Origin of the sequence: Methylobacter tundripaludum SV96, from assembly GCF_000190755.2 — a bacterium.
GTDB classification, from domain to species: domain Bacteria; phylum Pseudomonadota; class Gammaproteobacteria; order Methylococcales; family Methylomonadaceae; genus Methylobacter_A; species Methylobacter_A tundripaludum.
Genome location: NZ_JH109153.1, coordinates 1,360,663 through 1,375,269 on the forward strand (window position 1 = coordinate 1,360,663; position 14,607 = coordinate 1,375,269).

Here is a 14,607-nt window from a genome sequence, read left to right on the forward strand (position 1 = left end):
ATAAGGAATTATCAAGACTAAAATGCCATGCACATCACATTAAGTAGTGACATTTATCAATCTCTACGAGAGCGAACCCACTCCACCTGACGCTTCACTATGAATTTCAAGTACACAGGAATTTTAATAACGGCATATATTGGCGCATACGCCAAACTGGAAAACGACAAAATTTGGCGGCCGAATCGCCCCCATGCCAGCAATATAGAAATACCCAAAATAGCTAATATCAGTAGCGCACTCATCCAAGGCATCAACTCCAGCGTAAAAACCATCCCCACTACAGCCATAGTTGATAACGCTAATACTAAAAGCATCAACAGCGCCAACGGTGGTATGCACATATCCAGCGCGAGCGATAGCATTCCCAGGTTCATGGACTTAACACCCTGCCAAATAAGCCTGGGGCCATCTTTTACTATCATCCCTAAATGACCATGCTCCCAACGGGTGCGCTGAGCTTTTACGCCATCATTGTTTATTGGGAATACACTCGTCACTCTTGCTTCAGGACAGAATTGAGGGGCCAGTTTTTTATCAGCAAAATCTAATCCGAGCTTAAGATCTTCTACAATATGCCCGCTAGCTAAGTCAGCCTGCTGAATCAGCTGCCATGGAAAAGCCATCCCGCTTCCCATTAACTGGCAAGGTAAGCCTAAACGCAAAAAGCCCAGAGGCCGTGCCCAGTTTTTCACTACCCAGGCAAACTCAGCAATTTTGGTTTTAAGGCCTGCACCATGAGGGGAATTCATAAGGTATAGCGCTTGTATAGGTCGCCCCTGTTCAACTGACTCGTAAGCCAGCCTGCCAAGTGCGTTATCTTCCAGCAGGCAATCTGCATCCACAATAATAAGCACATCTGGCTGAGATGATTGCTTTTCAATATATCGAACCCCAAAATCCAGGGCATACCCTTTACCTCGCCTTACCTCATCAAACCGTTCAAGAACAACAACATTTAAGGCTTTGGCAATATTGGCCGTATCATCCGAGCAATTGTCCGCAATTACCACAATGCTGTCCCCATCCACTAGTTGCGATTTTACGGATAATAGCGTTGGCACAAGCCCCGTCGACTCATTATGCGCCGGGATCAGTACCACAATGGATGGACGTTTAGTAATAACGTTTTTCCTGGTTTTGTAAGGAAGTAGTGACGCTAATATTTGCAAGACAAGGATTACGACAGGCAAAGCCAGCAGTATTGCTAACGCCAAAAATAAAGACTCAAAAATGATCATGATGACATTGCCAGTGTTAGTTAAGCGAAATTGCTTGGGCAAACAATCTGGCGAGTTTTGCAGCTTCCACATCTATCGAATGGCGTTCAAGCACTCGTTGGTGAGCAGCTTGCCCCATTTTTTCAAGTATCTCAGTGGGCGTACGTAAAAAGTCTTCAAGCACTTTGACCAACTCATCCACATCGCCTGCCGGAAAAAGCCAGCCATTCTCTCCGGGACGAACCAATTCCGGGATGCCTGCAACATAAGTAGTGAGTACGGGTCTACGCAGGGCCATTGCCTCCATAATAACGACAGGCAAGCCCTCAGCAAAACTAGGCTGCACCATAGCGCGGCTAGCCAGAATTTCCTCACGGACTTGTTTGCTGCTAATCCAGCCAGTGATTATTACTTTCGACTCTAGTGAATGCTGTCTGATCAGAGCTTCAATCTCTGGCCGCATCTCACCATCACCGGCCAGCACTAATTCAATATCAATCCCCTTTGCTAAAAGTTTGCTGACTGCATCCACCAGCAGCAGCTGACCTTTTTGCTCGGATAAGCGTCCCACGCATACTAATCTGGGCGCCGAAGTAACAGGTTGTACGGCGTCCTCATGAAAAGAAGGTTCAAGTCCACAATGCACTACTTGAACCTTGTTCCAGTCCTGATAGTTAATCCAACGAAATAACTGACTTCTACCAAAAGAACTGATCGCGACCACGAAGGCAGCATGACTGACCTTCTCGCGAAGCTTGATAAATTCAGGCTTATCAAACTCCTCGGGGCCATGAACAGTAAAGCTATAACCTGGGCCACCTAAAAGTTTAAGCAGCATCACTACTTCCGCAGAGTTGGTACCAAAATGTGCATGAATATGTTTTATATCTTTAGCCTGGACCCAGGACAGCATGCGGCAAGCTTCCGCTAAATAAACCAGATGATATGGCCAGGCCCTATCCGCGCGGATGCCCATTCTGATGGCGAGTTTTAAAGAAGATAAAAATTTAACAGGAGTCCGGATCAGGGTTTGAATTACCGGAGCTATTAAACCTAAAACTCCGGATTGCAAAACATATTGGGTGCGCTCGCGCTCAAGCTTATCTTCAGCATCAACCACCTCAGCATCCCACCCGCGCAATGCGATTCGAAAAATATCGAAACCCTGCCTTTCCAAAGCGAGAATCTCTCTACGGATAAAGCTGTGACTTACTTTGGGGTATTGATTTATAAAATACGCGATTTGATTCTGATTCACTGCATTAGCCTTTCAAAACATTTTTCAATTTGGATGCTACTAAGTAGTCCAGCTTATTGCTTAATTGGGAGTGTTGGTAGAATTATACGGGCCGGCACACCAACCGCCGTTGCACCGTCTGGAACATCACACAAAACCAGCGACATTGCACCGATTTTACAACCATTGCCAATACGTATTCCGCCTAACGCCTGCGCATAAGCACCGAAGTCTACATCTGTTCCAACTACGGGCACCGGCCCATTTTCAACGCGATTTCCGATGGTAACCCCTTGCCGCAATGTGCAGTTTTTGCCTATTTCAACATCAGGGTGAATAAAAATACCGCCGAAATGCCATATGCGCAGTCCTGGGCCAATATTCGAAGACTTCGGCAAACTAATGCCCGTGAGTGTTTCTACAAATCTGAATAAAAACCAATAGAGTATTGTGTACAAACGTCGTCTTATTCCGGGCTGTTTTGCATCAACCCGACGGCCGAACCTATAAACCCAGACAGCCCATATTGACTGTTCTTTAAAGAACGGCCTTTTTGTGGGGTATCTGACTAAATCTTCCTCCCAAAAAATATCTTTACTCATTCATCTTTCCTAAATTGCATTAGCCTAATATAGGGAGTGGTTCTTATTACTTTATTACGAACAATCGAAACAACTCTCATACCTTGATATTTTTCATATACAAAGCTTTATAAATACTTATTGTTAACTAATATAGCTACCGGATTAAGCGCTGGAAACTTCATTTTGAAGACGCTTTTTATCATGGTATGCAATCGAATAGGTAGCGCCTAAAACAAACCAGAAATACCAGTTAAAAGCCAAATAACTCAACATATTGTCCGAGTATGCAAGTAACCCGTACTGGCATAACAGCATAATTGCCAAAAATATCATCAGCTTATTAGCCTTGTAAAATTGAGCAAGATAAAATGCAACACTGCCATACAACCAGACAAAACTAAGCAACCCGACCACCCCGGTGTCAAAAATTAGCTGCACATAAACATTATGAGCGCCCGTTTCCATATTTCCGGCAAGAGGAAAAAAATCTATTGAATAATGCATGAAAGATTCCAGACCATAGCCCAAAAAATAATGGCTCGGTTGCATCCAGCTTAAAGATGACTCCCATATATACTTACGCCATGCGTAAGAATTCAAAGTGCCGTAAGTCACTACTTCATTACCTTGCGTCAAATCGATTATGCGGTCTTGCATTTCCGGAATGAGCAATGCAACCAAGGGAGAAACAATCACGAATAGGAGATACTTCCGCTCGTACAGCAACCCATATAAGGTAAAAAATACAAAACATACTACCCATGCACTGCGTGTTTTGGTAAAGAGTAAAAGCGCAATCATCATAATAATATATAACGGCAACAGTCTTTTTACCGATGGCGGGATATAGGTAACCTTGGATTTAATAAAATAAAAACTAAGTGTAATAATCAATACTAAATAAAACGCCAAAATATTAGGGTGGCTAAAAGTACTGGCAACTCGTTTTCCTGCATCAGCATAGACTACGCCGCCAGTAGCATAATCAACAAAACCATAAAACACGGGGATAAGCGATGAAAGTAGCACGATGCGCATCCAGCGACCATAATCCGTCTGTGTCTTCACCAAAGTTAACGCCAGAGCAAACATGGCGGCATTAGAAATCAACGATAAGTATGATTTAACGGCGTGTGTAAAATCAGGCGCAAAACCAACTGCAATTAGCAGAACAAGCAGGAACGGTACCCAAGTCCTGATCAGGATCGAGCGCAACTGAAAGTCTTTTTGAATAATTGCAAGCAGCGCAATGATAATGACCAGTGCATTCAATACCCCACCCACACCCAAACCGCCGATTTTTGTTTTCTCCAAAATGGGGTCCAGCGCCGGGCGAAGCAGCAATATCAACGTAAAAAGGAGGTAACGATTAAAAACAAATAGTAGTCCGATAATCATGACTACTGGCAAAGCCATTAATAGGGAAAGCTTTTCGCCAAACATTTCCACAAAAACAACTGAAAAAACCCCAAAGAACAACGCGGCAAGAATGGCTGCAAAAACGACTGCTATGGATGGCTGAAAAATATTTTTCATTGTCATGTATTCATGCATTTTATTTCTAATCCTTAGCAAAATAGCCGACATAAAAATCAAGACTTGGTATAGGATCGAAATTTTCTGATCCACCCTATTGTTTTTAGTGCTAACCGGGAAAGTAAGACTTTCTTTTTTACAACAAAAAATAGTGCAATCTTCCAGTAGAAAGAGGTGTTTCTATAGCTAAATATTTTATCGTTTGTATCTGGGAATGTATCACTCACCAGATTCAACAATTCGTTATCAAATGCATATAGCATTTGGTAACGTGCCATTAATTTAGTTTGGATTAGAGCATCGAAAAGTATCGGATTAAAAGACTGGTGAATTAGAAAATCATTAACCGCCGCAACAGCTCGCGTATTTTGATAGCAAGTAGATGAATTCCATATATTTAAATAAGAATTTACATTGTCACGATTGTAAAAATACAGCGCATTGCCAACATGTTCTATTCTTTTTGCGTAACAACATAACTGAGAAATAACCACAAGATCCTCGCCAATATTGATACCTATTGGCCAATGAATATTATGCTCTACAGCAATGGATCTTCTAAAAATCTTGTTCCATGGAGCCCATACTATTTCCTGTCGCAACATCGCCGCAGTAATTAATGCAGGATCAGTAACTTTTAAAGACTGGTCAATATATAATTGGCGCCCATTTTTAACTTCATAGAAGTCGCAATAAACAATATCTGCTTCTGTTTCATTCGCCCTGCTAATCAACAGTTCCAGCATATCGGGTGCAATGTAATCATCAGAATCAACATAAAGGATATATTCACCTGTAGCAGCATTTAGCCCTGTCTCGCGTGCGGCAGATATTCCCTTATTTACTTCATGCTTGATGATTTTTGTACTAATGCCAAGAGCTTCATATAATTTAATTACTTTGAGAACAATTTCCTCACTCTTATCTTTCGAGCAATCATTAACAAATATCAATTCAAAATTCTTGTATGTTTGCTCAAAAACAGACACGCAGCAACGCTCGATGTATTTTTCCACACCATAAACAGGAATAATTATTGATAGTTTTGTCATTTATTAATCAAATCAAAAAATAGTAAAGTGGCTATGCTTGTTTTCTTTTTATCAGCCCGAAGCTCATTGTTCTAAGTAACTTTCTACTCAAAAAAATACTGAACAACTTCAGGTTATTGGGTGTTAAGTCTGTCTTCAACCCAATAAAAAAATACTTAAAGGCCTTAATACGGTCATTAGCCTCATAAAACAAATTACCAATTTCATAACGCACCAATGCTAAAGCACTGAGATAGGTATGTTTAATTTGTGCGATTTTCTCTTTGGCCAGGGCATTTGACTGTAGATTGACCAATACCTTTTCATGAAAGAGCAATGTCTCAAGAAAATCATTAGTTAAATTATCATCGTGACTTTTCTTCTCAAGCAACGCTGGCGATATCAGGATAAATTTTGTAACGAGCGAACATCTTAGCCATAAATCATAATCCTCAGCTTGCCTATAATTCACATCGAACAACCCTACCCTATTCAACACTTCTTTCCTGATCATTACATTAGAACAAGTCCCGACAAAATTCCTTTTTACCAAAGCCTCAAAGGGTAAAGGTAAAGGAGCGTCAAAAATAATGTCGTCATCATTTCTAAACCGAGCAAAATGATTTATCTTCAAATCAGAGTGCTTAATTAAAAACACGTAGTCACAGCAACAAAAGCCTAAATCCGGGTAACGCTCAAACACCTCAAGCTGGCGCTTCAGCTTATCTTCGTACCAGACGTCATCAGCATCAAGAAATACGATCAGTTCACCCGAACTCGCCTGAATGCCGACATTCCTGGCATTTGAAACGCCCCCATTAGGGATGCTGATGACGGTAATACCGGTCCCGAATAGGGCCAGCTTTTCCGCCGTACCATCAACTGACCCGTCATTAACCACAATCACTTCATACGGCCTAACAGTCTGATTTAAGACGCTTTGTATCGCTTCTGAAATAAACGCTTCACCGTTGTAAACAGGTATAACAACAGAAATATTATTGTTCATCATATTCATCAGTAAAGTTCAATGAGCCGCCTTATTAACTTTCAATTTTCATTAAAACACCATGCAAGTTGCATAAATATCATGAACTTGTCCGTACACTTAAATGAATCAGATTCAAATTGCACCGAAATATTTCTTTTTAAAAGCCCCATCAACAAACCGCAGATTAAACAGATTGCGTAGCAATTTATGCGGCCTAAGAATCAAGTATTTATTAAGGAAATACAAATTGATGAACTTAGGCGACTTGCTGTGCGCGCCTGCATGTCCGATACGGTAAACCGCCCCGCGAAAGGGCAAACTCGCCAAAGGGCTTCCTTTTTCAGCTAAGATTTGTCCTATCCGCACGTGACTACCCAGCATAGTCTTTATATATTCGTCCGTTGCAGACTCAAAACTATCCGGCAAGTGATAAAGATCAGAGCGGATAATCAGCGATGTGCCGCAAAAATTCGCGAAATCATGATGAATAAACAGCAGGTTTCCGCCATCGCCCCAGATATAGCCCTCATTAATCTTCCAGCCGTTGGCAGTTATGTTTTGTGAAACAAACTCTACCAGTCCATTGCTTACAAAATCATCGTCATCGACAATCATATAGAAGGCTGTCTCACGCGCATGCAGCATACCTTTAAGGACTCGACGTCCCTTGTCTATTCGAAAGGCATCGTAATATGCTTCTTTGTCGTTTCCCTGCTGCTCATGCATGGTGTTAGGTGGAAAATTGACACGGACAATCTCAAAACCGTCCGGCACATCCGGTAGATCGGCACCCTCGTTAGCAACAATTACAGCTCGCCAGTTTTTGTTGGTTTGCGCGGCAATAGAGGCAATGGTCTGAGTCAGGTTTGCTTTAAGTAGTCCCCAATTTTTTGAATTGTCCTGATGCCGAACAGGTATGATAAATGTGACGAAAGTTTTCATATATCCTAAAATATCAATAAGTTAAATTTTTAAAATCAGTCAGTGGCTTCGAGAATCTGAAACTTAGGCCGGCTTAACCAAGCCCTAACAGGATCATCGATATATTTGGCTAGGATATGAGTGATTACTAAAGTCAATGGAAATAATATGAGTAACTCTCTGTAAAAATGCGTTGGATTGGGGCTGATGGAATCCCAGATACTAATCATGGGGTGATGGAGACAATAAATCGGATATGAAATCCAGCCCAAATAGATCAACGCCTTGCTAAATAACGGTTGTTTTACTTCAACCCTAGAACCCAACCAAACTATTAGCGGCATTAAAAATAGAGCACCCAAGATCCAGTAATAGACCCATTCAGAAAGTGGCACCAGTAGTAGAGACATCAACACCGCTATGATCACGAGTGGATTTACTTTGATAGCTCCCTTTGAGGCATCAAAAAACTTGAATATTAGAATGCCCACCATAAAGGAAAAGCCAACCCTTGGAAATCCGCCCGTCCAGTTTGTTGTGGACCAGCCAGGCGAGGTATCAAAGGTAATTCCTGCATAAATGAGCCATATTCCAATTAAGGCAGTTAGGGCAATCAACAGGTTTTTTGAAAACCTGATTGTAAAAATAAAAGCAAAATTAGCTAATAACTCAAAGAAAAGTGACCATGAGGGTGGATTGACTAAAAATATACCGTCAATTCTTTCAGGTGTGCTCGTAACAAAATAAGGCAAATAAATGGCGTTTATTAGGGTCGCTTTAGTGAAATCGGAGAGGGTGTAACTATTAGTTCCATAATGAAGTTTAATCATAAAAGATAATACACCAAGCAAAATACCGATAATAAACATAGGGTAAAGCCGTACAAGCCGTTTTTTGAGATAACTTGAGAAGCTCATGCCGTCGACAAGTTTCTGGTAATAAGACCAGGCAATAACAAAACCGCTCAAACAAAAAAACAGATCTACAGCAAGACCGGAAGATGCGAAAAGCGCTGTACGATTGCCATGTTGCGTAAAGTGCATAATAACGACTGCCAGAGCAGCAATACCGCGCAAGCCATCAAGGAGAACGAAACGATGCGATTTATTCATTTTTATCCTTTTTGAGTTTTAGTTGGTGCAGTTTGTGAACCATTTATGATGGCTACGTCATCGTTAATTGTGTAAATACAAATATTGCGTCCATACCCCGAATTCCCTCTGGAAATGCAAAGTTCATGTAAAAATGAATCTTCAGCAGATTTCAACGAAAACATTATTCATTCCTGCTTCGAAAGCTTTTTACAATTATTAGTATTTTTTCCCTGGACAGAACAAATATTGATAATGCATAAACAATCGCACCGCAGCCAATCTCTATGGCTAGACGAATGATTGGAGAAACGCCCTGAAAGTAATAACCCATCAATAAAACCGTTGCTAACATGATTGCACTTGCAAATAGCGGTTCCAAAAACTGGCGAAAATAAGAAGTAATTTTAAGATTTATGATTTTCGCTACCATTACAAGAGTGACAGGCCATAATAAAAGTGTTTGTAAAGCAATGGCCATCACTATGTAACTTATGCCTTTATCATGCAGGACGACAATTGTCGCTATCGTTAATATCTGCCGAAAAAACTGATAATAAAACCACCAGTCACTCTTGCCTTGGCTATTGATCAACGATGACTGAATCACGCCAATACAGCTCATCAGGCCAATGATGCAAAACCATCGTGTCGGCCATATTGCCTCGCTCCACTGGGCGCCAAAAACCAAAGGAATGGCATCACCAACCACAGATGCCAAACCTACAAAGGCTGGAAATGAAACAATAGAGGAGCCATAGGTAGCCAACAGGAAGGCTTCACGCACTTTCTCCTTTTCACTTTGCAGAGAAGACAACAGGGTATGGGATACCGAAGTAAGGGCGCCGGCAATAACATCATTTAACATCTGAAACAGACGCCGCGAGAAATTAAATATACCCAGTGGAGCTGGCCCGATGAAGGATCCTATAACAAGCTGATCGAGATTCATGAGCTGCAAAAACCGATTGGCGGAAGCAAACAGGCCGTACCGGGAAAGATCGCGCAAGTCTTTAATACCGACATCAAAACCCGGAAGCCACTTAGCACCAATAAAGGCCGCCACGCAGCTGGTCATTGAGCCAGCCAACAGCGATATCACCAAAGCCCAGATACCATAACCGGACACCAGCAGACCAATGCAAATTACACTGGAAATTAGTGTGGCGACGATGGTTCTAACCGCAATCAAGTGAAATGACATTGAACGTGCAATCAACGCATTAGGAACTGCGGCAGAAATGTCAAAGAGCACCTTTAATCCCAGCACCGGCAAAAAATCCGATACGGCCAACTGACCAACGGTTACAGCGATTACTGGGGAAAAAACAATCAAAACACCATAAATAAGCAACGAGGAGCCGACACAGATCCAGAATACTGTGTCGAGATGGCTTTTGCGGATGTGCAACTGCTGGATCAGCGCGTCGCCCAAGGCTGCCGGAGCAAATGCACTAGCCAGAGATATTACACTTACAGCAAGCGCTAAAATACCGAAATCATGCGGCATCAGGTACCGTGAGCTTACAATAAATACCAGACTGTTAAGCAGCGTAGGCACTATAGAATTGATAGCGGACCAGATTACGCCGCGTAAAGCGGCTGATGAGCGCTTCGTCTTTATATGTGCGTATTTTGAGTCACCTTCCGCCGCGTCGACTGAGCTCCCACCTTTAATCGTTTCTGATCCTAAAGCCTTGGGACGGTACTGCTTTTTATGTTTTTGCTGTTTTTTGTTCATCATGTTGAATGCTTATAACTGGCGTAGTTTTTTGGCAGCACTCATTTTCTCCTCAACCTATTATTGGTCTTAAATTAATTTTAATAGTTGAGGCTTCCCCTTCCCATATCCTGAATTAGTTCGTCAAGTTTGGATAACATCTGATCGTGCGACCTTTCAATTGATGTATCGGAGCTAAGGCACGGCGGATCATTTTTGCTTATCGCAAGAAGCCTTTCGGTAGCGCGTTGCGCCAAAGCATCTGGCGCTACATTTAATAGAAAACGGCCACGGCGCCGAAATTTATCCGCGATTTTTGGATTGCGCTCATGAAAAAACAGGACCACTGCCTCAAGCAATGAAGAACTGTTAATCTGGCTTGGCTTCAGATCAATATCAAGTGCAGAGGCCCAGTCAAACCACTTCATTGAATGGATGCTGCTAAGAGGCTGTATTGGTATCCAAGGAACCCTCAGTGCATCAGATACTATTGCCCCGTGCATTGCTTCAGTGATAACAAGCTCAGACGCTAGAATTTGTTCCAGAACCACTTCAACCGGAGCGCATGGATCGATATAATTTATTGATCCATACTGACATGCTAATTCCCAGTTACCCTCAGATGTACTGCCCCAGTGAGGCATAAAAGAAACTTTGTACTTTTTCTCTACCTTATGTTTAACACAGGACCTCAACAATATTGCGGCATCGCCTATACCGAGTTTTTCATCAATCCCTAATGCTTTGGCTGTTAACTTTCCACGAACAAAATAAAACTTCCAGTTTTTGTCAATCACCGGGAGTTGGGTATACCCGCCATATCCGGCTCCAAACACAACTTTTCTTTTCTCTGAAGGGAAAAAATCGAAAATAATAGAACCAATCCCTAAAAAGATTGAATCATTACCCTGATCCCAGACTCCATCGATTAATTTTGGCCACATCCAAGTGTTTAGCTCATCCCCAAAATTAAGTTTTTTGCCTCTATAAAAATATAAATTCACTTGGTTTTTCACTTAGTTTAGTTAAAAAGAATTGCTGGTTTAATTTCTCAGCATTAATTAGATGCGGGATGTATATACCTAGTTATTACTGGGTAAACACCTTATATCTAAGCGTTAAAAGTCGTTAACGACTGCTCCTACTATTTGAACACCGGAAATAGTTAATTGATCCTGAATATTCTTTAACTTTGCCAGACGGGTTTGATTAAGTCTTGCTACCAATATTGCGCCACCACAACGACTTGCCACCGCTAATGCATCAGAGGTCTCTGCCGCAGGCGCCGTATCCACAATAACCGCGTCATAACCGGCGACGGCTTGACGCATAAAGTCGGTAAAATTTGAGCGGTTTAATAGCTCTTGAGGATTAGGAGGCGTTGTCCCTGCACCTAAAACCGTCAAATCCACAAAAGACTCTATTTTAGTGGCGATATCCGGTGCTGAACGTCCGGCTAAAATATCCGACAGCCCACGCGATTCAGTCAAATTGAATATTTTGTGTTGAACGGGCTCTCTAAGATTTGCATCTATTAATAAGGTTTTCTCACCCAACTGAGAAAATACGACAGCCAGATTGGCAGCCAGATGACTGCCACCATCCCCCGGGGTCACCGAGATAACCGCTAAAGCCTTATTTTTTTCATTAAACCAGCGCAGTATCAATTGACTACGCAGCGCCCTTAACGCTTCTACCTGCGACGAAAAAGGCTGATAGGCTGCAATAAGATCTTTACTGAAAGCACATTGATCTAGTTGCAGATAAGGATAATCAAACTGCAAAGACAACACTTGCATGATGTCTGCATCGGAGATTAATCCAAGCCTCTGTGCCGCATCGCCGAAACGTATACCTTCTTCTTTTTGCAGACGAAGTACGCGCTCAGCATCTTCAGGTTTTATTTTGCCTAGGTCTAGGAGTAACTTACCTATATTTGAATCACGCCTATCAGTATTATGTATAGAAAGTGACTTTTTCTTTATATTAACGATGTCCATTTTTTCCTACCCTGAAGATAATCACTGGTATGTTTGGTTTGTCAGTAGATTAATATCCTTGTTTTTTGATTTGGATACTATGATTGCTAATACTGGCATATCCAGAGTATTAACAATATCTTCTCGACAACGGATACGTCTATCAAACAGCTCTGCTAAAAATCCAAAACCAATTCCAAGTATTCCACCCATAACGAATGCTAATACTATATTTAGAAAAACTTTAGGACTGCTAGGTGTTTCTTGTGGAATTGCAGGATTTAAAATTGCAATATCACTTTGATTTGATTCTCCCTCTATTCTTGTCTGGCCAAATCGTTGAGTAACTGTGTCCATTGCACGCTGCGCAATTTCAACATCCTTCTTCAACAAAGTCGACTCATCCCTGGTTCGATTAAGTTCTAAAACCTTTTGTTTCTGAAGTTCAACTTGTACACGCAATTCTGCTTCACGTTGCTCGGTAATATTTGAACTTCTACTTATACTGTTGGCAACGCGTGATATTTCAACTTGAAGTTGGCTTTTTATTTTATTGACCTGGGCCTTAGCTGATTGGTATTGCGGATGATTCTCGCCTAACTGTAGCGATATTTCTGCCAGCTTTGATTCAGCGCTCGCAGCATCCAAACGGAGTTTCTGTACTATTGGATTGATGGCGACATCCGGCGATTCTGACGCGTGATTTCTGGCCGCACTCTGTCTGGATTGAGCATCAATAGCAGCTACCTGAATTTCGCTTAATTGCGAAGATAATTCATTCAAGCGCATAATCTCAACATCTGAATTTTGCTCTGGATTGGTAATACCTTTTTCTTGCTGGTACTTGGTCAATCTTGCTTGAGCTTGCTCTAGATTATCTTTTAGAATTATTATTTGTTTACTAAAATAACCGGCAGCTTTTTGCGCGGGTTCTATTTTCAACTCAATACTTGCTTGTTGGTAGTTATCTGCGAATGAATTCGCGATTATAGCTGCAAAATCCGGATCTGGATTACTGAACGTAATTTCTATTACACTACTTTCTTTTGATGGTTTAATAGTCAATTTACTCAGCAATAAATTAGCCAGTAGATTATTTATATCTTTTTTACCATTATTCGAAATATGAAAATGCTCTTTCGCCTCCTCGGGTCTTGTAAGTCCCAGTTGGTTAACAACTTTAAGAGCAATATTTCTGCTTTTTATGATTTCGATTTGAGTTGCCATATACCCAGGCATTAACTGTGCTGGAAATACCATACCTGTTACCGGGTCCATGCCTTTATAGTTCAACAATAATGAGGTGGTTGCGCTATAACTTTTAGGCAAAAATATAGTAATAACTGTCGCAGTAAAAACTGTTATAAAACAAGTTACCAATATAATTTTATATCGTGCTTTTAATATTAATAAAAACTGCAATAAATTCATAAGTATCCCTAAAAAAGGCTTTCTTCCACATAAAGCACATCGTCTGCTTGTATTAAATCCCCAAGTTCCGGTGATGTTTTATCTATTACACCGCTCTCATCTTTACGATACAGCTTCATATTTCTTTGCGTACCTCGCACAGTAGGTCCGCCACCTTTCGCTAGCGCCTGAACGACTGTCATATTTCTTTCAACTCGGTAACTGTCCGGATGTTGCACTTCGCCATAAATATAAAAAACCGGCGCACGATGAACGTATATTTGATCTCCGGCCATCACAAATGTTTCTTCTTCCCCGTCTTTCAACAGAAAGGACTCGGCAATATTGACTTCCTTTTTGAATGCCTTGCCATTTCGAACACCAGTGACTACAACCACATCCGAACCATTGGGCAAAGCACCACCCGCGATTGCCAAAGCATCCACTAGATGCATCTTAAATGTTTCAAGCGGGTAACGTCCTGGCTTATTGACCATACCCAATACCGCCACTTGATTACCGCGTACCTGTTGTAAAACAATATTGACCTGCGGTTGCTGTACAAAGCCGCCACTACCTAATGCCTGAGCAATTTTCTGCTCTGCATCTTGGATTGTTTTGCCACCCACATTGACTTCACCTATTAATGGAAAAGTTATAGCGCCACTCTCAGAAACTCGGGTTTCAGTCGAGAGCTCGGGATTCTGAAAAACATTTATACGTATTGAATCGCCTGTTCCCAGCAAATAATCAACGTTATCGTCGGCACTCGCCACAAGAGAAGATAAAATTAAAAATATAACTGTGCTTATCAATACAGGAAATTTAAAAAAATTCTGCTTCACAATATTTCCTTTAAAAAAATAATTATGCAATTAAATAGGCAA

The 14,607-nt window shown here is 41.4% G+C and carries 13 protein-coding genes; all 13 read right to left on the reverse strand.

Annotation, left to right across the window (positions count from 1 at the left end; translation table 11 throughout):
• Positions 1-56 precede the first annotated feature (56 nt).
• The gene (locus METTU_RS18865; RefSeq protein WP_006893555.1) at positions 57-1,241 is read right to left on the reverse strand and encodes a glycosyltransferase family 2 protein; all 1,185 of its coding nucleotides are present in this window, start codon (positions 1,239-1,241) and stop codon (positions 57-59) included.
• 16 nt (positions 1,242-1,257) lie between these two features.
• Entirely contained in the window at positions 1,258-2,478 is a 1,221-nt protein-coding gene (locus tag METTU_RS18870) for a glycosyltransferase family 4 protein (protein WP_006893556.1), read from the reverse strand.
• A gap of 53 nt (positions 2,479-2,531) precedes the next feature.
• Positions 2,532-3,059, reverse strand: coding sequence for a serine O-acetyltransferase (locus METTU_RS18875; RefSeq protein WP_006893557.1), 528 nt, complete (start codon positions 3,057-3,059; stop codon positions 2,532-2,534).
• Between the two features lie 144 nt (positions 3,060-3,203).
• A complete protein-coding gene (locus METTU_RS18880) occupies positions 3,204-4,577 on the reverse strand; it encodes an O-antigen ligase family protein (protein ID WP_169624977.1) in 1,374 nt (457 codons plus the stop codon).
• Between the two features lie 56 nt (positions 4,578-4,633).
• Positions 4,634-5,629 carry a glycosyltransferase family 2 protein gene (locus METTU_RS18885; RefSeq protein ID WP_006893559.1) on the reverse strand — a complete coding sequence of 332 codons (996 nt, stop codon included), beginning with the start codon at positions 5,627-5,629 and terminating at the stop codon, positions 4,634-4,636.
• Between the two features lie 31 nt (positions 5,630-5,660).
• Complete coding sequence (locus METTU_RS18890) at positions 5,661-6,626, reverse strand: glycosyltransferase family 2 protein (protein WP_006893560.1); 966 nt, start codon at positions 6,624-6,626, stop codon at positions 5,661-5,663.
• Positions 6,627-6,731: 105 nt separating this feature from the next.
• On the reverse strand, positions 6,732-7,541 hold the full coding sequence (locus METTU_RS18895; protein WP_006893561.1) for a hypothetical protein: 810 nt from the start codon (positions 7,539-7,541) through the stop codon (positions 6,732-6,734).
• A 35-nt stretch (positions 7,542-7,576) separates the two neighbouring features.
• Positions 7,577-8,632 carry an acyltransferase family protein gene (locus METTU_RS18900; RefSeq protein WP_006893562.1) on the reverse strand — a complete coding sequence of 352 codons (1,056 nt, stop codon included), beginning with the start codon at positions 8,630-8,632 and terminating at the stop codon, positions 7,577-7,579.
• Positions 8,633-8,795: 163 nt separating this feature from the next.
• Positions 8,796-10,355, reverse strand: a complete 1,560-nt coding sequence (locus METTU_RS18905) for a lipopolysaccharide biosynthesis protein (RefSeq protein ID WP_006893564.1) — start codon at positions 10,353-10,355, stop codon at positions 8,796-8,798.
• Positions 10,356-10,432: 77 nt separating this feature from the next.
• Positions 10,433-11,347, reverse strand: a complete 915-nt coding sequence (locus METTU_RS18910; RefSeq protein ID WP_217182930.1) for a polysaccharide pyruvyl transferase family protein — start codon at positions 11,345-11,347, stop codon at positions 10,433-10,435.
• Between the two features lie 102 nt (positions 11,348-11,449).
• Positions 11,450-12,331 (reverse strand): chain length determinant protein tyrosine kinase EpsG, encoded by an 882-nt coding sequence (epsG, locus tag METTU_RS18915; RefSeq protein WP_006893566.1) that lies wholly within the window; start codon positions 12,329-12,331, stop codon positions 11,450-11,452.
• A gap of 21 nt (positions 12,332-12,352) precedes the next feature.
• A complete protein-coding gene (gene epsF / locus METTU_RS18920; RefSeq protein ID WP_006893569.1) occupies positions 12,353-13,741 on the reverse strand; it encodes a chain length determinant protein EpsF in 1,389 nt (462 codons plus the stop codon).
• 8 nt (positions 13,742-13,749) lie between these two features.
• Complete coding sequence (gene epsE / locus METTU_RS18925; protein WP_006893570.1) at positions 13,750-14,565, reverse strand: polysaccharide export protein EpsE; 816 nt, start codon at positions 14,563-14,565, stop codon at positions 13,750-13,752.
• Positions 14,566-14,607 lie beyond the last annotated feature (42 nt).

What these genes read in the sequence shown, in the direction of transcription:
- METTU_RS18865 (WP_006893555.1), bottom strand. Translation starts at nt 1,241, where the DNA reads ATGATCATTTTTGAGTCTTTATTTTTGGCGTTAGCAATACTGCTGGCT.
- METTU_RS18875 (WP_006893557.1), bottom strand. Translation starts at nt 3,059, where the DNA reads ATGAGTAAAGATATTTTTTGGGAGGAAGATTTAGTCAGATACCCCACA.
- METTU_RS18880 (WP_169624977.1), bottom strand. Translation starts at nt 4,577, where the DNA reads ATGAAAAATATTTTTCAGCCATCCATAGCAGTCGTTTTTGCAGCCATT.
- METTU_RS18885 (WP_006893559.1), bottom strand. Translation starts at nt 5,629, where the DNA reads ATGACAAAACTATCAATAATTATTCCTGTTTATGGTGTGGAAAAATAC.
- METTU_RS18890 (WP_006893560.1), bottom strand. Translation starts at nt 6,626, where the DNA reads ATGAATATGATGAACAATAATATTTCTGTTGTTATACCTGTTTACAAC.
- METTU_RS18895 (WP_006893561.1), bottom strand. Translation starts at nt 7,541, where the DNA reads ATGAAAACTTTCGTCACATTTATCATACCTGTTCGGCATCAGGACAAT.
- METTU_RS18900 (WP_006893562.1), bottom strand. Translation starts at nt 8,632, where the DNA reads ATGAATAAATCGCATCGTTTCGTTCTCCTTGATGGCTTGCGCGGTATT.
- METTU_RS18905 (WP_006893564.1), bottom strand. Translation starts at nt 10,355, where the DNA reads ATGATGAACAAAAAACAGCAAAAACATAAAAAGCAGTACCGTCCCAAG.
- epsG (WP_006893566.1), bottom strand. Translation starts at nt 12,331, where the DNA reads ATGGACATCGTTAATATAAAGAAAAAGTCACTTTCTATACATAATACT.
- epsF (WP_006893569.1), bottom strand. Translation starts at nt 13,741, where the DNA reads ATGAATTTATTGCAGTTTTTATTAATATTAAAAGCACGATATAAAATT.